Genomic DNA, 20,150 nt, shown 5'->3' on the forward strand with positions numbered 1-20,150 from the left:
GGAATCACTATGCGATCGCGGACGCTTCGAGAAGGCTCATTGGGCCTATTTATTCTTTTGGGTTTGGGACTCTTTGGAGTTCTCTCCTTCTGGCTAAGAGGGGTGAGTTTGGGGCGACAAACCTATGAGTTTGTGGTGGAGTTTCAGGATGCGTTGGGAATGCAGCCTGGGGCCCCAGTTCGCTATCGTGGCGTGCGGGTGGGGCGCTTGGTCGAGGTGGTTCCGGGGACTAATGGGGTGGATGCGAAAATCGAGATTCTCTCGGGAGATCTCAAAATTCCCCGGCCGCCCTATGTGGAAGCGAATCAGGTTGGCTTTATTGGCGAGACGACGATTGATATCCTGGCCCCGGATCAGCCTCTGCCTCAAGTGGGGGATTTGGCAGTTCCTCGGGATTCAGACTGCAATCCGCAGGTGATTATCTGTCATGGCGATCGCGTTCTCGGGCGAGTGGGGATCAGTTTTGAGAAACTCACCCGCGCCTCAACCCGGTTTACGGAATCCTTTAGTGATCCCGAGTTGATAGAGACGGTTCAACTGCTGCTGGAAAATACGGCTCAGGCGAGTGAAGATATTGCCGGGTTGGCCCGTAATGTCTCAGAAATGACGGTGTTTTTTCAGGAAGAATTGGGGATTCTCTCGGATTCTGCTCTAGCAACGACCCAAACTTTAACCCGCACGGCTGAGGACTTTGGCACCACGGCCCAGAGTTTTAATCAGACGGCGGTAGAGTTGAACCGTTTGACGGCGACGGCGAATCAGTTGGTGGCGGATAATCGCACCAGTTTGGTGACGACGCTGGATAATTTGAATGCCATGAGTCTGGAGTTACGTGTGGCTGCTAGTGGGATTACGCCGTTGTTACAGCAGAGCGATCGCACCCTGAGTCTGGTGAATGAGAATTTGTCCCAGTTGGAACAGGCCAATCTGATTGCTGATTTGGAGGTGTTGGTGAATAATGCCACGGTGTTATCGGAAAATGCGGCGGTGGCCTCGCAGAATCTCCGGGATGTCTCTGAGGCGGTGAATGATCCGGCAAATCTGTTACTGTTGCAGGAAACTCTCTCCTCAGCGCGATCGACCTTTGAGAATGTGGAGAAGATTACCGGTGATTTGGATGAGTTAACGGGAGATCCCCAATTGCGGGAAAATCTGCGACGGTTGATTAATGGTTTAAGTGGTTTGGTGTCTTTGAGGGATCAGCTAGAACAGGATACCCAACTGGCTCAAGCCTTAGGGATTCTCGATGAACAGCGCAAACAACTGGAGAGGGCGGAGCAAGAGCGATTAGAGAAATAGCTGCTTCAGCTACCTGGGGAGTTTGAGGACTCGAATCTCAATAGCAGCTATGATTGAGGTTTGCTCAATACTGGCTTAAATCCATAGTGGCTATGATGGCAGAACCTCACCAGGAACAGGCTTGGTTAGAAATTGGTCGCATTGTTGCGCCTCAAGGGGTGCGCGGGGCCATGCGCGTCTATCCCGATTCCGATTTCCCGGAACGCTTCCTGGAACCGGGACAACGCTGGTTGCGACGTGAGGGCCAGGGCCAACCTGAGCCGGTTGAACTGCTCAAGGGGCGAGATTTGCCCGGAAAGGGTCTTTATGTGATTGAACTTGAGGGTGTCAGCACGCGGGAGGCGGCGGAGGCGTTGCGCGGGGCGGTGTTGTTGGTCCCTGAGGGCGATCGCCCCCCCTTGGAGTCGGGAGAGTTCCATGTTCAGGATTTGTTAGGCTTGGAGGTATTCCACCACCAGACGGGCCAACGGCTTGGGGTGACGGTGGATGTGTTCTCGGCGGGCAATGATTTGTTACAAGTGGAGTTAGATGCGGCGCTCGTACCACAAAAACAAGAATCCGTCAAGACTAAATCCAAGAAAAAACGGCAGAAACCTCCCTCAGCGCCGACGGTGTTAGTCCCCTTCGTCGAGGCGATCGTGCCGGTGGTGGACTTGGAGCAGCAGCGCCTGGAACTTGATCCCCCTCCGGGATTACTAGATATCATCAACTAGAACTGCCGGTCTGCGTCTCCCCAGAGGAACCGAGGCCCAATCGCGACCGTCACCCAGACTATCGCCCCCTTGTTGATTTAACCAACGCTAAGCTATGAGACAATTTAGCCCTCGTCCCTGTCCCTGTTGTACCCCCATTGACTCGGGAACCTCCCTGGAAACCTTGCAAGTGGCGATCGCCCTGGTGTTGGGGTTCTCGGTGGTGGAATGGCTCACGGGACAGTTTAGCCATAGCCTCTCCCTGCTGGCGGACTCGGGACATATGTTGACCGATGCGATCGCCCTTAGCCTAGCCTTATGGGCCACCTGGCGGGTGCGGCTGGGCCATCCGGGGGGACGGCGGGACAGTGGGGTTGCTATTGTCAATGGTCTTTCCTTATTGGTAATGGCGGGGTTGGTCCTCTGGGAAGCGTTACGCCATCTGAATCATCCTCCGGAAGAACTCTTGAGTTTACCCGTGTTGGGGGTAGCACTGTTGGGTCTCCTCATCAATGCCAGCAGCGCCAAACTCCTCCATCAAGGGAGTCAGAGTAATTTAAACCTGGAAGGGGCTTTTCTCCATGCTGTGGCCGATGCCATGGGGTCTGTGGGGGTGATTGTGGCGGCTCTGGTGGCGTATCTCTGGGGCTGGCATTGGGTTGATACCGCCATTGGCGTGGCGATCGCTGGCTTTATCACCATCAGCGCCATTCCCCTGTTACTTAAAGCCATTGCACAGTGGCGGGCTCCCGTCAAGGCTGTACAAGACCCGTCAGGTTTGTTAGAACTAGGCCAGGCGGCTCTCATCCGTAAGCTGGACTCAACATCACCCCAACCTCGGCGATCGCCTGTGACCCCCTCAAATTCCTACTCCTGCCAATATCTCAAACCACAACCGCAACAAGGCCCCATCGGTCCCTTGAGTCGGCGGCGAAATGTCAAAATCCGTTGATGATTCCGTTATGGGTGTCGAAGTTGTGTTATTGGTGCAGTGAGTGGGTATCGTTGTTTTGAGCTAAGTTTTGAGCTAAGCCTTGCCCGCCTCCTGTTAACCAACGAGTACAGCTCACGAAAAGCCCCAGACATCCTGCCAAACGGAACCTATGACTAACGTTATTTCCCCCAACCCAGACAACACGCCGATTAAGGTTGAAGATGACCGCACCGGTATGAGTGAGGAGACTCTGAAACGGGCCTTTGCGGACCAACTCTTCTACCTTCAGGGCAAAGACCAGTCCATCGCTACCCTGAATGACTACTATCGCGCCCTAGCCTATGTGGTGCGCGATCGCCTGCTCCATCGCTTCATCAAAACCATTCGCACCTATCGCGAAGAAAACGTCAAGGTCGTTTGTTATCTTTCTGCTGAGTTCCTCATGGGACGGCATTTAGGCAACAACCTGGTTAACCTGGGCCTGTTTGAGAAGATTCAGACCATCATCGAAGAATCGGGACTCAGCCTAGAAGAACTCCTCGAACAAGAAGAAGATCCCGGTTTGGGCAATGGAGGCCTAGGCCGACTAGCCGCCTGCTTCCTCGATTCTCTGGCGACCCTAGAAATTCCCGCCATCGGCTACGGGATTCGCTATGAATTTGGCATCTTCCACCAAATTATTCAAGAAGGCTGGCAAGTAGAAATTCCCGATAACTGGCTGCGATTCGGCAATCCCTGGGAAATTGCCCGGCCTGAGGACACGGTAGAAGTGAAACTCGGCGGCCATACGGAAATGTTCCACGACAGCAACGGTCAATCTCGTTGGTGTTGGATTCCTGATCGCACAGTCATCGCTATCCCCCACGATACCCCGGTTCCCGGCTACCAAACTAACACCGTGAACCCCCTGCGACTCTGGAAAGCAGAAGCCAGTGAAGCCTTTAACTTCGACGCCTTCAACGCCGGGAACTATGACCGGGCTGTGGCCGAAAAAATTAACTCTGAAACCATCTCCAAAGTTCTCTATCCCAACGACAACACCCCCCAAGGACGGGAACTGCGCCTAGCACAACAATACTTCTTTGTCTCGGCATCGTTACAAGACTTAATCCGGCTGCATCTGCGAACCAACCGTTCCTTAGAGAACTTCCACGAACGGGTAGCGATTCAACTCAATGATACCCACCCGGCGATCGCCGTGGCGGAACTGATGCGACTGTTCCTCGATGAACATAACCTGGATTGGGACACCGCCTGGAGTATTAGCGAGAAAACCCTCTGCTACACCAACCACACCCTACTCCCCGAAGCTCTGGAACGGTGGTCAGTTAAACTCTTCAAACGTCTCCTCCCCCGTCACCTAGAACTGATTTATGAAATCAACTTCCGCTTCCTTGAAGATGTGCGGACTTGGTTCCCCGGTGACGATGAACTGGCGGGGCGTTTATCGATTATCGAAGAAGGCCCGGAAAAACAGGTGCGTATGGCCCATTTGGCCTGCGTCGGAGCTCATGCCATTAACGGGGTGGCCGCCTTGCATACGGAACTGCTCAAAAGTCAGACCTTGCGAGACTTTGCCCGTCTCTGGCCGGAAAAATTCTTCAACAAAACCAATGGGGTAACCCCCCGCCGCTGGATGTTGCTGAGTAATCCTAAACTGTCGGAGCTGATTACTGAGAAAATTGGTGACGGTTGGCTGAAAAATTTAGACCAACTCCGTGGAATTGAGAACTGCCTGGAAGACCAAACTTTCCGCAAACAATGGCAGGAGATTAAGCGGCAAAATAAACAAGATTTGGCCACCTATATCAAGGCGAAGCGGGGCATTGACGTCAATCCAGATTCCCTGTTTGATGTCCAAGTGAAGCGGATTCATGAGTACAAACGGCAACATTTAGCCGCCTTGCACATCATCACTCTCTACAACCGCATCAAGCGTAATCCTGATACCGACATTGTGCCTCGGACCTTTATCTTTGGGGGTAAAGCAGCACCGGGATACATCATGGCTAAGTTGATTATTAAACTCATCAACGCTGTGGGTGAAGTGGTGAACAAAGACCCCGATGTTCGGGGCCGCTTGAAAGTGGTGTTCGTGCCCAACTTCAACGTCTCTCTTGGGGAACGAATTTACCCGGCCGCCGATTTGTCGGAACAGATTTCAACGGCGGGTAAAGAGGCTTCGGGAACGGGCAATATGAAGTTTGCCATGAATGGGGCGTTGACGATTGGGACTCTGGATGGGGCGAATATCGAGATTCGTGAAGAGGCCGGGCCAGAAAACTTCTTCCTCTTTGGTTTGACGGCCCAAGAGGTTCAGGACTTGAAGGCTAAGGGGTATAATCCTCGGTCTTACTATGAGAATAATCCTGAACTGCGGGCGGCGATTGATCGCATTGCCAATGGGGACTTCTCGCCGGGCGATCGCGATCGCTTCAAGCCGATTGTGGATAACCTGCTCTATAGCGATCCCTTCATGTTGCTGGCGGACTATCAAGCCTATATTGATTGTCAGCAAGAGGTGAGTAAGGCCTATCGCGATCTCGACTCCTGGACACGCATGGCAATTCTTAATTCAGCGCGCATGGGTAAATTCTCCAGCGATCGCACCATCAATGAGTATTGCAAAGAGATTTGGGATGCTCAACCCGTCAAAATCGAGTTAGAGGAATACTCTCAAGCTGAAGCCACCCTAAAACGTTCCGTCAAAATGCGCTAATCCATTCCCACAATGGATTAAACTCATATCAAGGGGAGAGACTTGGAATGTTAACCCAAGTCTCTCCCCTATTGCCTGTTGCCTGTTGCCTGTTGCCTGTTCCCTATTCCCTATTCCCTATTCCCTGCTCCCCATGCCCACCACCCTAGCCCTCATCGCCCACGACGCGAAAAAAGACCACCTAGTCAGTTTCGCCAAAGACTATTCCTCAATTCTGAGTCGCTATCATCTCATCGCCACAGGAACCACCGGACAACAGATCGAGAATGCCACTGACTTAACCATTGAACGGATGGAATCAGGAGCAGTGGGTGGGGACACACAAATTGCCGCCCGGGTTGTGACTGGGGATGTCATTGCCGTCATTTTCCTCATCGATCCCCTCTACGCCCAACCCCATGAACCGGACATTCAGGCCCTATTGCGGGTGTGCAATGTCCATAATGTGCCCCTAGCCACTAACCTCGCCACCGCTGCCGCTGTGATTCGGGAACTGGCCACCCACCGAGTCGCCCATCTCATTTTCAACCCCGCCTCTGGCCAGGGCAATCCCGATCGCGAACTGAAGATGATTCGGGATAAACTCCAGGGACGTTTGGATCTCAATGTCTGGATTACGGAACCCGAAACCGATTTGAGGGCCTTGGTGGAAAAGGCGATCTCCTCTGAGACTGATCTCGTTATCGCCTCGGGAGGAGATGGAACAGTCTCCACCGTGGCTGATGCCCTCTTACATCGAGACATTCCCCTTGGAGTCATTCCCCGGGGAACTGCCAATGCCTTCGCCAGTGCCCTCGGGATTCCTCAGAACATTGCCGGGGCCTGTGATTTGCTGCTTTCTGGAACCACACGAATCGTGGATGCCGCCCGTTGCAATGAGCGCGTAATGATTCTGCTGGCGGGAATTGGTTTTGAGGCAGATGTAGTGGAATGGGCAGACCGGGAGAAGAAAGACCGTTGGGGAGTGTTAGCCTATTTCTGGGGAGGGGTGCAGCGGTTCCATCAGGGGGAGCAGTTTGATGCCGAAATTGAGATTGACGGGGAAGTTCGTCAGTTTCGTGCCGATGCCATTACTATCGCCAATCTCGCCCCCCCAACCTCGATTCTAGCCCAAGGGTTTGGCGAGACCATTCCTGATGATGGGCTGTTGGAGGTTACCATCGGCACGACAGAAAACCGCTTACAGGCACTTAACGCCCTCACGAGCATGGTGGGAGCGGCAATTTTGAAAACGGAAACCCAACGAGACGACATCATCTGTTTACGGGCGGCTAAGATACGAGTGACGGCAGAACCGGCGAAGAACATTGTCATTGATGGGGATGTGGTAGAAACGACTCCCGTTGAAGTGGAATGTCTGCCCAAGGCGTTGACGGTGATTGCGCCCTTGTCACTCAAGGATTGAGGGGGGAATTGTACAAGTTTCATGACATTCCCCGAGGAATCTGTTGACAGATTGGCGAGCTTGGGCAGCTAATATGGGATACAATCGTACTTAGTTGAATAAACCCTTAGATTTTTACATCTATCGGGAGAGTGAATTCGTCGGAAGCGTGATGACCCAGAGGACGCGGCCAGGAAAATTTTCAGTTGGCTAGACGAATGTGGATGATAACTAACTAAAACCTTTTGAAGCAAGGTAAATCTCATGAAAGCCAAGTCGTTTGCAACGTTAGTCTCAGCCGCCTCGATCACCTTGGGCGGTCTGCTCGTTAGTCAGTTCCCCAGTCAGGCTCAAACCTCTAACCGCTTCTCTTGCGGCACAAGTAATGGGATGCCGGCAACGGTCGCTCATACGAGTAATGGCAGTCAGGTTCCCGTGATTGTTTGGGAATCTAACTATTTTGAAGCATCTGGGTATAGCCCGCAGGTCCGTTGTCAAATGGTGTCTGAACGGTTTGAAGCATACTACCGTGATGGTTCCCTGAATCGCCTTCAAGGTGGCTATATGAATGGAATGCCTGTGGTTTGTACCAGTGGAAATGGTGGCAGTTGCGGTAACTTGCTATTTACCCTCAAGCTGGGAACGGATCCGAGTCAGGCCTTAGCTGATTTAACCAATGTTCGTAACCGGGCCTCGTCAGCCATGTATGAAAGTGTCAATGGAGGGCTGTCGATCGATTTGGAGATGCTGATCCGTGAAGCTGAGCCGGCTGATTATTCATTCTAGTTAAATCACGTCACTCGAAGAAACTCTGAGTTGAAGGATGTTTGAGCCTTGGGTTCTCATCCTTAAGATTGGGATTGGGGTTCTGTTCCTCTGGGACATGACCCCGTTTCCGGTCGCCCCCCGCCGCTGAAGCAATGGTGGGAGGGGTTTAGGATAGGTTAACGATGACGGTTATTATGTGCTGACGGCAGAATTTATGTTTTCTAATCAATGGATTCCTGGTGTGCTGGGAGCGAGTGCCCTTGTTTGTGTGATGCCCTCCGTTGCCCAGGCTAATGCGGTTCGTGTGGCTGAAACCGCTGAGAGAGTGACTGTCCGGATTGAGGTCAATGGGCAAGCTGAGGGGTCTGGGGTCATTATCAATCGACAGGGTAATACCTATTATGTTCTAACGGCTCAACATGTGTTGGGAGCAGGAAATCGTTTTGAAATTGTCACCCCTGACGGGGAAAAGCATCCTTTTAACCTCACGGATGCTGTGCGACTGGGGGATTTGGATATGGCGATGTTGTCGTTTAATAGTTCGAGGCGCTATCAAACGGCAGATATCGAAACGACTTCAGTGCGTTTGGGAACCACAGTTTATGTGGCTGGCTGGCGTCCGACGGAGCGGGGTGCAAGGTTTGATTTCACCGTGGGGCAAATTTCCTCGATTGACCCTCAAGCCCAGGGCTATGAACTCGGTTACAGTAATATAACCAGTCAGGGCATGAGCGGGGGCCCCATCTTGGATGATAATGGTCGGCTGATTGGAATGCACGGAGCCGGTGAAGGACAAACCTTCAGACTAGATGGGCAGGAGTATCGCCTGAAAGAGGGGATTAACTGGGGAATTCCCATTCGAGAGTTTATTCAGGGTTCCGCGAGTCGGATTGCGGAACGGGGACGAGAAAAGTTAAGACAACGAGATTATGTTGGGGCGATCGCCGACTTTAATCAGGGGCTATTTTTTAACCCGAACTCGGTAGAAGCTCTAACCGGGCGAGCCTATGCTCATTTTGCTCAGGGAAACTTACGGGATGCCATCTCTGATGCGAGTTCAGCGATTAGCAATGATTCGAGCTTTTCAGTGGCGTATCTGGTTCGGGGGGCGAGTTACGCCTTACAGGGCAATCATAGTCGTGCCATTGAGGATTATACTCGTGCAATTGAGCTACGGAGTGACTTTGCTGAGGCCCATGGGTTACGGGCGGTCAGTCGAGCGGAATTGAGGGAGTATCGGGATGCGAACCTTGATGCTGCCCGGGGCATTGAACTGGCGCCGGATAACCCCTTTGCTCATTTCCGTCGCAGTGAGGTGCGATATTTGGTGGGGGAACTGGATGCGGCGGCGGCGGATCAACGTCAGGGAGAGTCCTTGATGGCAAGCTTTTCTCCCTCAGGCTATCAGGTGGCGCTCTTGGAAGGAAATCCTCGTACCGAGCGGATGCCGGCGAGTCTCCCTGAACCGAATCTGGGGAGTGAGCCTTCGCCAAGAGACCGTGATAACCGTCCAGCTACCCCCCCAGCGAGCGATCGCCAGGCGGCCGCCCCAACGCCGGCAACGGGACCGAGTCGGAGTATTAGCCATTTACCGGAAGCGAATTTCCCTCTTGAGCAAACCCTGGAGGCTGGGGAATCGATTCATTCTCTAGCCGTGAGTCCGAATGGGGCTTGGATCGCTGGCGGAGGCGAGGACGGGACGGTTTATGTATGGGACCGTGAGGGAAATTTAGTGACTCGCTTTACGGAACATAGCCAACGGGTCAACGATTTGGATTTTAGTGCTGATAGTTCCTTTCTGGCCAGTGCCAGTAGTGATGGAACGGCACGGTTGTGGAATGTTGGCTCTCGAAATCTGATCCGCACGTTGAGACAGGACGGCAACAGTCAATCGGCTTTGGCGGTAGCCTTTAGTCGCACCGGACAAAGTATTATGGTCGGTCGTCGCAATGGCTCGATTGAGTTGTGGGATAGTCGCACGGGGGAAATGCGAACGAGCTTAGGCGGACATTTGAGGGGAACCACCAGTCTCGCTATTCATCCCAATGGCCGTTGGTTAGCCAGTAGTGGGTCAGATCGCACGGTCAAAATTTGGGATCTCTCCAGTGGCGAGGCGTTGCAAACGTTAACGGGTCATAGTCAAACGATCTTCTCGATTGCATTTGATGAAACTGGCGATCGTCTCGCGAGTTGTGACTTCGATGCGGTCACCAAAATCTGGGATGTGCAAACTGGAGCGGAAATCCATGAGAATCGTGGGGGTTGGGCGGCTCATGGGCTGGCCTTTGGCTCGAATAATCTCGTGGCTGTGGCATTGCAGACTAATAGTGCTGGGGACGGGGCGATCGCCCTCTGGGATGCTGAAACTGGCAACTCTCGCGGTGTTGTCCTGTCCGGAGTCCCGGCGTTAAGAACAGTGCGATCTGTTAGGTTTAATGCTGATGGGTCTCTGGTTAGTGCTGGAGAGGATGGACTGGTCAGAATTTGGAATGTTCCTTAGCTGGTTATGGCTCCCTGAGCCGTTTCGGCCAAAGACTGATGGTGCTACAACGTCCAATCCTAATGTTTAGGATGAGCCAGTTTTAGGAAATTCATTCGAGATCTGCTAACCATGTGTTCTAACTTAGAAAAGCTGGGATGGGCTTTAGCCCCCAGTCTAGTTGTCGGAATGGCCACTTCGGCAACGGCTCAAGTTATTCCTGAAGACCTATTGCCCCAACGGCCCCATTCTCCACCTGTGATGTCTCAACCTATGATGGTGGGACAATTTGATGGACACCCCCTATTTTGTTTTCCCGAGACGGGTGCGCAGTCCTCACCTCAAGGAGGCTATTGTGTTGTGATTTTGCCTTTTCCCGATGGTTCTCAGCAGGCGGTTGAGGGAATGGAATTATTTGTGACGCTTCAGGTTCCAGAAACAAACCCCTATTTGAATTTACCCGTTATCCAGGGATTTCCCCAGGATGGGAGCCGGGAAACCCTTTTAGAGGTTGATTCGCCAGATCTACCAGTGGAAAGGGTTGATGGGTCATTACCCAGGCCGTCACGGGTGTTTCGTCGCTTTGGACGACCAATTCCTCGAACCGTTGAACCCTTATGGTGACAGCAACTCTGACCAAGGTGGCGATCGCCCTATTTTCAGGGGGAATCGTTGTTGCAGGAACAATGACTGACGCTCAAAACCGGTATCAACCCCTTAAACCTAACCTGTATGAGACTTGGCCAGCCCTGCTAGAACCCGAACCGATTTTGCCCGAGGTGATTCTCTCACACCTCTATGAAGAAGCACGTGGGATATCGGTGCGAGTGATGGCTAGGTCGGGTTGGGGAACGGGGGTTCTGTTAGCTCGTAATGAATCGACCTATATCGTTATCACCAATCGCCATGTTCTCAATGGAGAGGAGCATGAGCATGAGATTGAAACGTCCAACGGTCAGATCTATCGGGCACGGGAGCTCCACGAACCGGCTTTAGACGCTTATGATTTGGCGTTATTGGAGTTTAACAGTTCCAATGATCACTCGATCGCACAACTAGGAGAGTCTGTCAATTTGCCCCAGGGAACTGTAACCTTCGCTGCTGGGTTTCCTCTAGAACAAGAAGACCGGGTTGAGTCCTTAGGAACAGATGTCTTTAACGATGGTTTTAAATTCACCCAAGGGGAAATTTCCCTACAACTGGAGCGCCCCCTGGAAGAAGGTTACCAACTCGGTTATACCAACGCGATCGAAAAGGGCATGAGTGGTGGACCGGTCCTCAACCGTGCTGGAGAACTCATCGCCATCAATGGGATCCATGCAGACCCCCTTTGGGGCAATCCTTATGTCTACCAGGACGGAACTGAGACGGAAGCGGAGCTACAGTCTTTAATTGAAGGCTCTAGTTGGGCCATTCCCATCGAAACGGTCTTACAACTTCTGCCGACCCTGGCTAGCGAACATCGAGTTCCCAATTCCCAGGTTGAACAAGATTCTAGTGAACCGGTTTCCTCCGAGTCATCTTCATCCCTCCCTTAAGGGATTACCATAAGGGCTCCTGGCTGGGTTGGCTTGCAGGGGGGGGTGCTGGGGCTGGGGCAGGAGCGGGGGCTGGGGGTGGAGCTGGAGGGGAATAGTAATAATCGGGAGCTGGAGCTGGAGGGGAATAGTAATAATCGGGAGCTGGAGCTAAGCCTGAGGGGACATGGGGTTCGGGTTCGTAATGAGGTTCAGGTGTAAAGGCTTGTGGCGGAGGGGGAGCGGGAGGATTTCTTAGTTCTGTGACCCGCCGTTCAATATCTACAATCTGGGCTTGATAGTCTTCTTGACGCTGGGAGCTATTGTTGGGACGGGCATCTTCATCCAGGGACTCGATTTGGTTGAGAGCATCTTCCCAGAGGCCTTTAGCGGTTTCAAGTTGCTCAATGGAGTCAGCGTTAGCAGTGGACTCCCGGGCCTCATCAACGGTTTCTTCTAAGCGTTCGAGTTGCTCTTGTCGTTCCTGCTCCTGACGCTGTTGCTCCTGACGCTGAGCGATCTGACTCTCAAAGTCGTTGAGCTGTTGTTGGAACTGATCTCGGGTGTTTTGTAACTCTTCGCTAAAATTGACATCTTCAGGAAGTTCGTCGAGTTGGGCGATCGCCCGTTGCAAACGCTGACTGATATCTTGTAGTTCTTCTATGGAGTCAACCCCTCCCGCCAGAACCATCGCCGAGTTTCCGGCTTGCAGGGCTTGCTGAAATTGCTCGGCCAGTTCCCGCTGACGCACAAGGATGGGGGTCCGAATCGCCGACACAATAGCATAGGTGGTAAAGGCTCCCGCCAAGACACCCATGGCAATGATCGCCATCTTGGTCTTGTTAGCGTTTCTAGAGGTGACTGGGATAGGAGCTGGTGCCGGTTCCGGGGTTGGGCTTACCTGTTGGGAACTGGTTGATGACTCAGATTCTGATGTTTGATCTGATTGTTCAGGAGCTTTGAGTCCCAAACCTGAGGGCTGACTGATAATCGTTGCTACTGGAGCGGTCTGGGGGGAAGCACTTTCTGAGGGAAACTTCTCTAAATGGGCTTCCCCTGGCACATCCCGAGGTGTTTCTGGAGAATCGGTTGGGTCAGCGATCAAGTCTTCTTCGGTCAACTCTCCGGGTAGCGGCTTCTCGGATGGAGGGCTGTCTGGAGATTCCATCTCCTCGGTGAGTCCAGTATCCGACTCAGAGGATGAATCTTGGTCTTGGACGGTCTCAGCGTTTCCGGTAGACACGACAGTCGGGCCAAGTGGCGATCCTGAACTCTCGTCTTGAGGTGACGAGGTGTTTTCCGATTCTCCGTCATTTTCCGCCTCCTCAGGTTCGCTTTCAGGTTCTAGAGGGGGGAGGGGCGCTTGGGGGACTTGCTCTAAGAGCGTCAGGAGTTCCTGGGCGTTTTTGTGGCGATCGCAGGGTTTTTCCGCCAGCATTTTCTGGAAAATCTCTGTGAGTTCGGGGCTAACGCTGACAAACTCCGTCCATTTCCATTCACAAGAGTAACCATCGAATAATTCGTCAGGGGTTCGCCCAGTCAACAAGACTAGGGCCGTTACCGCTAGGGCGTAGAAGTCGCTGTTGGGATAACATTGTCCTAAGCGAATTTGCTCCGGCGGGGAGTAGCCAATTTTACCCACCATCGATCTTTGTCCACTGGTTGAGGAAGCCACACTGATCACCACTTCAGTCATGGCCTGTTTCACCACGCCAAAATCGATCAGATACGGTTTCTGGTTGTCCTTATTGAAGATGATGTTGTCGGGAGAGATGTCCCGGTGAATAATGTTGCGCTGGTGTAGGTAGTCGAGAATGGGTAACACCTGTTGCATCAAGGTGACAACCTCCGCCTCGGAAAACGGACCTTGATTGTCCTTACGCTCATTCAGCAGTTGCCAATAGGTTTTCCCCTCAATATAGGATTGAACCAGAAACAGCCGTCCATTTTCTTGAAAGCACTCTAAGAACTTAGGGATTTGGGGATGTTCGAGTTGGTAGAGGACTTTCGCTTCTTGTTCAAATAGCTCTTGTGACTTTTGAACAACATAGTCCTGACTTCCACTGGGGACAAGTTCCTTGAGAACCCACGTTTCCCCATGTCTTCCTTGGTGGGAGACGAGATAGGTTCGACCAAACCCTCCCTGCCCGAGAACTTTCTCGATTTTGTAACGTTTATCAATCAGTTCTCCCGTGGGAATTTCTGGAAGCTGTGTCACTGAATTAAGGCTCCTCTTTGCAGAATACGCAAGGCGGTTCACTAGCTGCCACTCTATTATTACTGATTCAGTTGTTGTGCGCTAGGGGCAAAAACTCATTTTGTCATCTTTGCTCTGTTAAGTTTTGTAAATATTTAGCTCGCCAGGTGCTCTCTAAGAGTCTGAGTCTCTCTCTCTGTCAGTTATTTCAGGGATAGTCACTCTGGGGTGTGGTGGCCCTGTATGAGAACTGGAGTGGTGATGAACCGGGGGACGGGCAACAGAAATGAGAAAACCCCATTCAATTCTATCGGTCAAAAAAAAAGGATTTTACGGAAAGGATGAATTATTTTTACAATTCTTAAAATCAGCCTTAACTGAGGCGATCGCCCCAGGGAAAATCTGCCCGAGATGAACCTGAGCCAGTTGATGACAACAGAGATAAAAATTGACGGAAAAAACATTGCTTTTTTGGGAGAGTCCAGTACAATACAGGTCAAGCGAGATCGTTTGAGGAGAGCCGTTGCGGTGAGCGCACCTAAACCCTGGACTTGTACCGGAAAAGATAAAAACGGAAATCCTGCGGCTAGCGGGGAACATCCCCCTCACACCAATTACGGACCGTTCTGCACCTATGGGTCTTGTACCCTCTCGCGGGACGAGGTAGTGAGTGATAAGGGGACGAGGCCGGGTCCGGGGAGAAAGTTTCTTATCCCTGGGGCGATCGCCCTCGGGCTTCTGGTGTTAGTCGGGGGTGGGATGACCCTGATGAACGGCAATGGGGGCTCCCGGCCGATTAGAGGGGAGATGACGCCGGCTGGGGGAAACTGCTTGGCGGGAGAGTTTGAGGGGTTTATTAGTGATCAGGCCAGCCAAGGGCGACTCATTTCCCAAGGGGAACAAGTCCTCCTGACGGGAACCCAACCCCAAAATATTTCCCAAAAACGGGATGCTTCCCAGTCATTTCGAGCTGGAGACTGGCAACGGGCCTTGGAACAATATCAATTTGCGGCCAGCAGTGACCCCAATGACCCGGAAGCTAAGATTTATCTCAATAATGCCCGGGCCCGACTGCGCAGTCGGGCCTTGCCACGAACCGTTGCGGTGGCAATTCCCATCAGTTCCAACCCCGACGAGGCCCGAGAAATCCTGCGGGGTGTGGCTCTGTCCCAAGATCAGTTTAATAACAGTTCCCCAACTCCGGATTGTTTGATGGAAGTGGCCCTGGTGGATGTGGATCGCTCTGAAGAATCCATCGAAGTGGCGGAAGCTCTCATTGCCAGTCCCCAAGTTCTGGGGCTGATTGGTCATGGAACCGATGAATATGCTCAGGAGGCCGTGCGACTGTACCAAGATGAGGGACTAACGGTGGTCTCTCCTCTGACGATGAGCGTCTCCATGTCCCCGACGGGTGCATCGCTCCTGAGAGTGTTGCCCTATCAGGAGGGTTCAGGGGAAATGCTCGATGGTTACCTCAAACGCAGTAGCGAAAGCCTGATTGACCACGCCAGTCGTGAATTGTCAAGTCCGCCTGTGGTTTCGGTCTTCTTCAACTCCGATGTGGCCTACAGTCGGCGGATGAAGGACACCTTCATTAGCACCTTGCAAGAAAAGGGCGTCTCGGTGACTCCCTTGGATATTCTCAGTGACATCTCCGCTTCCGCCGGGGGAGATGCGGCTAATATGATTAGTCGTGCTACCCAAGCTGGGGCAAATACTGCCTATCTGGCTCTGACGAAAGAGCGGATTAATGCCGCCTTGGCGATCGCCCGAGGGAATGTGGCCCAAAATAATCCCCTACTGCTCCTTGGGGCTGATGAACTGTTTAGCCCTTCCTTGCTCATCGAAGGAGGAAGTGCGGTGGAAGGAATGGTTTTAGCAATCCCCTGGAGTTGGTCCGATGACGACCCCTTCGCACAACAGGCGGCGGCCATGTGGCAGGGGCGCGTCAGTTGGCGAACGGCAACGGCTTTTGATGCAACTGAGGCTTTAGCGGGGGCCCTGAAAGGACAAAACCCGGATCAAACGGGAGGACTGAATCGTGCTGAGGTAGTTAATCGGTTGCGACAAGGACAGCCCATCTCCGGCGTGGCCGCTGATTTTAATGTTTTTGCTCAAGGGATTCCCCTGGTGGAAGTCGTCCGGGGAGAGGGGGGTCCCTCGGGGTCGAACTATCGCTTTGACCCGGTTGACACCCGTGAGACGGATGACTAGGGCAAGCTCTAGTCTCCGTTGAGAGGAATCTCTCTCGTCTTAGATCCATCTGAGCCAACCTTGCCCCTAATTTACTAAATCTGAGTTCTATGTCAAAATCTCGCTCAATGTGGCTTGAACCCATTGTACAGATCCCGCTCATTGTCTTTGGGATTTGTTTAATGGGCTATGCCCTATTCCGTTTCTTTGACTTTGGTTGGGCTACCAATCTCAAATGGATGTTGTTTTGGATGGGGGCAGCCTGGATTTCTCTGATGTGGGCGTTGACGTTGCCCCTGGATCGGGTGTTGTTTCAAGGGGTTTTTGGTCTGCCCTGGAATCTGGCAGGACAGCTGGCGATCGGTCATGCTTTGTTTTGGACGGTTGCTGTTTTCGGGATTCTCTTAAAATTGCTCCGGTTGCCGATTCCTGACATTCCCGATGTCCTCCCAGAATTTTTAGATCCTATTTTTCCACTACTGAGTTAAATTTGGGATTCAAGTTTGAACAAAATCCGGATGAACCGAGGAGGAACGCTGAACTGTAAAACACTCGAAATATAACGAACATTTCCTAAGATTTATTTCTTGTAAACATCGTCAAGGACGTATTACCATGCCAGCTGCTGTTGATGAAAAAAGTATGGTTCCCACGGTTCTCGTAGGAATTGGAGGGACTGGAGCCGAAGTGCTATCTCGGGTTCGGCGACTGGTTGAGGAGAGCTATGGGAGTTTGGAGAAATTCCCTATCGTTAGTTTTCTCACGGTAGATACGGACAAAGACTATAAGGTTACTAATCCTGAGTCCGCTGGTAGCCCGTTTAAAGATAATGAGAAATTTTGGGCGAGGGTTTCAGGAAAACAAGTTCAAGAGATTATTAGTAACTTAGAGAATTATCCCTGGATTAACTCCTGGTTTCCGGGTGAATTGGCTAAAAATATTAGTGGTTTAGAAGCCGGAGCGGGGCAAATTCGTGCCTGTGGACGGTTTGCCTTTTTCTGTAACTACTACGACATTCAGGCTAAATTTCGAGAGGCTTGTCGTCGGGTGAAAGGTCATGAAAACACCATGCTGGATCAGTATGGCATTCGGGTCAGTACTAATTCGGTGAATGTGTTCCTGACCGGGTCTCTCTCTGGGGGAACGGGGAGTGGCATGATTATTGATATGGGCTATTGTGTCCGCCATTGGCTGAGCGGAGAAGGAAGTAGTCTGGTGACGGCCATTGTGCCAATGCCCAATGCATTCTCGGGGATTAATGTGGGCGATCGCGTCCTGGCGAATGGTTATGCGGCCCTGATGGAGTTGAGTTATTTCTGTGATGAGCGGACTCAATATGTGGCTCAGTTTGGTTCAGCGGCGTCCAATGAAGTGCGTCGCCAGACGGGTCCCTTTGATTTCACCTACCTAGTGGGAACAAAAAACCCAGCCACGGAGTTTAAACTGGATGCGATTCGGGAGATTATTGCCCAAAATATCTTCCTGGATTTAACCTCCGATTTTGCCCCCCACAAACGCTCCATCCGCGATAATATCAAAAGTGCTTGGGCGAATAAAGACCCGGGGGGACGGGGCTATCCCAAAAATTTCATGAGTTTTGGTCTGTCAACGGTGGAGATTCCCATTAGTCAGATTCGCACCAGTTTAGCCCATCGTTTGGCGAAAGATGTGACAGATTGGTGGCTGAATGAAAAGGTGGAAAATCAGCCGGATATGTTGGAACTGGTGCGAGGAAATATTCTCAAAGATTTGCGCTTGACCGAAACAGAACTCCTGGCGGATTTACTCATGGCCAAAGATGAGTCATATCTGAATGTAATTTCTAAGTGGGCTTATGACATTCGCAATGAAATGGCTCAGGATAATTGGCTGCAATGTACCCAGCAGGGTGTGAATATGGTGGGGCGAGAACAGGGTAAGATTTTGGGATTCGTGGAGCAATTCCTCAAGCCGAAAGCCGATGAATATATCAAAGACCATTTCCGCGCCCTCAGCCCCGATGAGCGGCTCCATGGAGACTATCTCAAGAAGATTTATGGCAACCGGGATAAGTTGATTCAGCAGGGAAAACAAGCCTTAGAGACTGAGTTTTATCGAATTTTGGAAGACCGGACTCGGGGTCCACAATTTGCCAATGAATTTGTGGTGACGGTGCGCCAGGTGTTTGATGATGCTACGGCTCGTTTCCGGCGGGAACGAGAGGAGGTTTGGGAGCGTCGGGAACAGGGTCTTCAGGCGCAATATGACCAGGGATTGCAACTGATTAATGATTATAAGGATAAGTTTGGCATTACGAAACAGGCGAAAATGGAGGAGTATGCGGAAATGGCTCTGACGGGGTTGGAGGGGAGCCTAATCGCGGTGATTCAGCGAATTTCACGGACGGCGGCCTTGGTGGTTGTGGAACGGCTGCAAGAACATCTGACGAAGTTGGAACAGCGATTGGGCCGTTGGACGCAACGGATGGTTCAGTGGCGCGATCGCTTTGATAAGTTACAGAAACAAGATGCTGAGAATGCCGATGCTTTGGAAATCAACGGCATCAAACTGTTTGAGCGCCAAGAACTGAATGGTCTCTATGAAGATCTATTGGAACAGTTGGCTGGGGCGATTAGTGGTCCTCAGTCTCCCCGAGAGATTGGTTTAGAGCGCACTTGTGCCACCCTGTCTGAGGATGTTCTAAAAGCGGCCAGTCCTCTCTGGAAAGAAAATCGAGAGGCGGATGAGTATATGCGCCTGTTTGATGTCACTAAAATCGATGATGTGCGTGAGGACGACTTTCAGGAAATTATCTATCGGGGATGTCGGGAGGTGATTCAGAAGTCTCCGGAAAATAGTAAGTTAAAACGGGAGTTGGCAGCGTGTGAGCGGCTGTTGAAGCAGTATAACGATGAGAGTCAAATTGAGAGTCAACTGCGGATTGCCTATGATAAGTCTCAACCCTTGGTGCTTCTGGATCGGGCGGTGTTGAGTGGTAAGGATGCTCAGTTTAAGCCAGCGAAGAATACGAAAGTTGCTATTATTGGCGGGAAAAATACAGGCAATGCGGCGGCTCGGAAGATTATTCCCCGAATGCAGCAATTTATTGGCAGTGACGATGCGGTGACGCCTTTGGGAGAGTCGGAACGTCATCGGATTGTGTTTGTGCAAGAGATTGGGGGCTTTTCTCTGCGTTGTATTGATGGGATGAAGGAGTTACGCCAGTCCTATCAAGATTGGAAGGGGGAAACCATTGAGGCGCAACGGGCACAGTTGCGAGGGGAGGCTCGGGAGTTACCGATTCCGGTGCATATTCAAAAGGACCCTCCATTTTGGGATGTGTTTCCTGAGGATTCGGGAGTTTTTCGCTTGGTGTTACTGGCGCGGGTTTTGGGGGTGTTGCGTCAGGAGGAAAATCAGAAAACTAAGGAGCATTTGATTCGCTATAGCCGCCAAACGGTGATGGGGACGGAAAATGTCGATATCGCAGCGAATTGGGAGGAGTGCGTGCAAGTGTTGGAAGTCCGGGCTTGTCGGGGCGATCGCGAGGTGATTCAGGAACAAGTCGACCATCGTTTGCAAGCGGCTGAGACGGCGGATGAGAAGCAGGAACTCTATGAACTGTTTTTAGGTTATCTGAATCAGCGGGCCCTGGAGTTGCAAAAGATGGGTGGAAAGGATAGCCCTGAGTATAAGCGGGAAAATAATATCCTCCGGGATACGATTGAAACCTACAAACTCAAAACCCAGGAGTCACCTCCCCCGGTGGAACCTCCAGTGACGCGGGAGGCGCCCCCTCCTCAGGCTGAACAACTGGTTGCTGATGAGTCGAGCCAGCCGGATGGGCCGACGGAAACGATTTTCTGTACGAACTGTGGGACGAAGAATCCCGCTCACTCTAAGTTCTGTTATAACTGTGGAACTCGGTTGGTGGATGTTTAAATGTTCTGGCTGGTTACTGTTTAGATAGGAGGAGGATCAGGGCAAAA

At 51.9% G+C, this 20,150-nt stretch carries 13 protein-coding genes; 12 read left to right on the plus strand and 1 reads right to left on the minus strand.

The window, feature by feature from the left end; translation table 11 throughout:
* Window positions 1–9 precede the first annotated feature (9 nt).
* The 9 genes from NEA10_RS14740 to NEA10_RS14780 all read left to right on the plus strand — a co-directional run bounded on the left by NEA10_RS14740 (window position 10) and on the right by NEA10_RS14780 (window position 11,813).
* Complete coding sequence (locus NEA10_RS14740) at window positions 10–1,299, plus strand: MlaD family protein (protein WP_252661802.1); 1,290 nt, start codon at window positions 10–12, stop codon at window positions 1,297–1,299.
* Between the two features lie 92 nt (window positions 1,300–1,391).
* On the plus strand, window positions 1,392–2,012 hold the full coding sequence (gene rimM / locus NEA10_RS14745) for a ribosome maturation factor RimM (RefSeq protein ID WP_252661811.1): 621 nt from the start codon (window positions 1,392–1,394) through the stop codon (window positions 2,010–2,012).
* Window positions 2,013–2,106: 94 nt separating this feature from the next.
* Window positions 2,107–2,943 (plus strand): cation diffusion facilitator family transporter, encoded by an 837-nt coding sequence (locus NEA10_RS14750; RefSeq protein WP_252661813.1) that lies wholly within the window; start codon window positions 2,107–2,109, stop codon window positions 2,941–2,943.
* Between the two features lie 151 nt (window positions 2,944–3,094).
* A complete protein-coding gene (locus NEA10_RS14755; protein ID WP_252661815.1) occupies window positions 3,095–5,644 on the plus strand; it encodes a glycogen/starch/alpha-glucan phosphorylase in 2,550 nt (849 codons plus the stop codon).
* Window positions 5,645–5,777: 133 nt separating this feature from the next.
* The gene (gene mgsA / locus NEA10_RS14760) at window positions 5,778–7,049 is read left to right on the plus strand and encodes a methylglyoxal synthase (protein WP_252661817.1); all 1,272 of its coding nucleotides are present in this window, start codon (window positions 5,778–5,780) and stop codon (window positions 7,047–7,049) included.
* A gap of 243 nt (window positions 7,050–7,292) precedes the next feature.
* A complete protein-coding gene (locus tag NEA10_RS14765) occupies window positions 7,293–7,814 on the plus strand; it encodes a COP23 domain-containing protein (RefSeq protein ID WP_252661819.1) in 522 nt (173 codons plus the stop codon).
* Window positions 7,815–8,010: 196 nt separating this feature from the next.
* Window positions 8,011–10,296, plus strand: coding sequence for a trypsin-like peptidase domain-containing protein (locus NEA10_RS14770; RefSeq protein WP_252661821.1), 2,286 nt, complete (start codon window positions 8,011–8,013; stop codon window positions 10,294–10,296).
* A gap of 111 nt (window positions 10,297–10,407) precedes the next feature.
* A complete protein-coding gene (locus NEA10_RS14775; protein ID WP_252661823.1) occupies window positions 10,408–10,899 on the plus strand; it encodes a hypothetical protein in 492 nt (163 codons plus the stop codon).
* Complete coding sequence (locus NEA10_RS14780) at window positions 10,893–11,813, plus strand: S1 family peptidase (protein ID WP_252661826.1); 921 nt, start codon at window positions 10,893–10,895, stop codon at window positions 11,811–11,813. Before NEA10_RS14775 ends, NEA10_RS14780 begins: the two co-directional genes overlap by 7 nt.
* A 4-nt stretch (window positions 11,814–11,817) precedes the next feature.
* Here NEA10_RS14780 and NEA10_RS14785 read toward each other — a convergent pair whose 3' ends face one another.
* Window positions 11,818–14,010 carry a serine/threonine-protein kinase gene (locus NEA10_RS14785; RefSeq protein ID WP_252661835.1) on the minus strand — a complete coding sequence of 731 codons (2,193 nt, stop codon included), beginning with the start codon at window positions 14,008–14,010 and terminating at the stop codon, window positions 11,818–11,820.
* A gap of 507 nt (window positions 14,011–14,517) precedes the next feature.
* Between NEA10_RS14785 and NEA10_RS14790 the strand changes: the two genes are divergently transcribed.
* The 3 genes from NEA10_RS14790 to NEA10_RS14800 all read left to right on the plus strand — a co-directional run bounded on the left by NEA10_RS14790 (window position 14,518) and on the right by NEA10_RS14800 (window position 20,103).
* The gene (locus NEA10_RS14790) at window positions 14,518–16,203 is read left to right on the plus strand and encodes an ABC transporter substrate-binding protein (protein ID WP_252661837.1); all 1,686 of its coding nucleotides are present in this window, start codon (window positions 14,518–14,520) and stop codon (window positions 16,201–16,203) included.
* Window positions 16,204–16,292: 89 nt separating this feature from the next.
* Window positions 16,293–16,670, plus strand: a complete 378-nt coding sequence (locus NEA10_RS14795) for a hypothetical protein (RefSeq protein WP_252661839.1) — start codon at window positions 16,293–16,295, stop codon at window positions 16,668–16,670.
* 127 nt (window positions 16,671–16,797) lie between these two features.
* The gene (locus tag NEA10_RS14800; RefSeq protein ID WP_252661841.1) at window positions 16,798–20,103 is read left to right on the plus strand and encodes a tubulin-like doman-containing protein; all 3,306 of its coding nucleotides are present in this window, start codon (window positions 16,798–16,800) and stop codon (window positions 20,101–20,103) included.
* The last annotated feature ends 47 nt before the right edge of the window (window positions 20,104–20,150 follow it).

The sequence above is a fragment of the Phormidium yuhuli AB48 genome (genome assembly GCF_023983615.1).
In the GTDB taxonomy this organism is placed as follows: domain Bacteria; phylum Cyanobacteriota; class Cyanobacteriia; order Cyanobacteriales; family Geitlerinemataceae; genus Sodalinema; species Sodalinema yuhuli.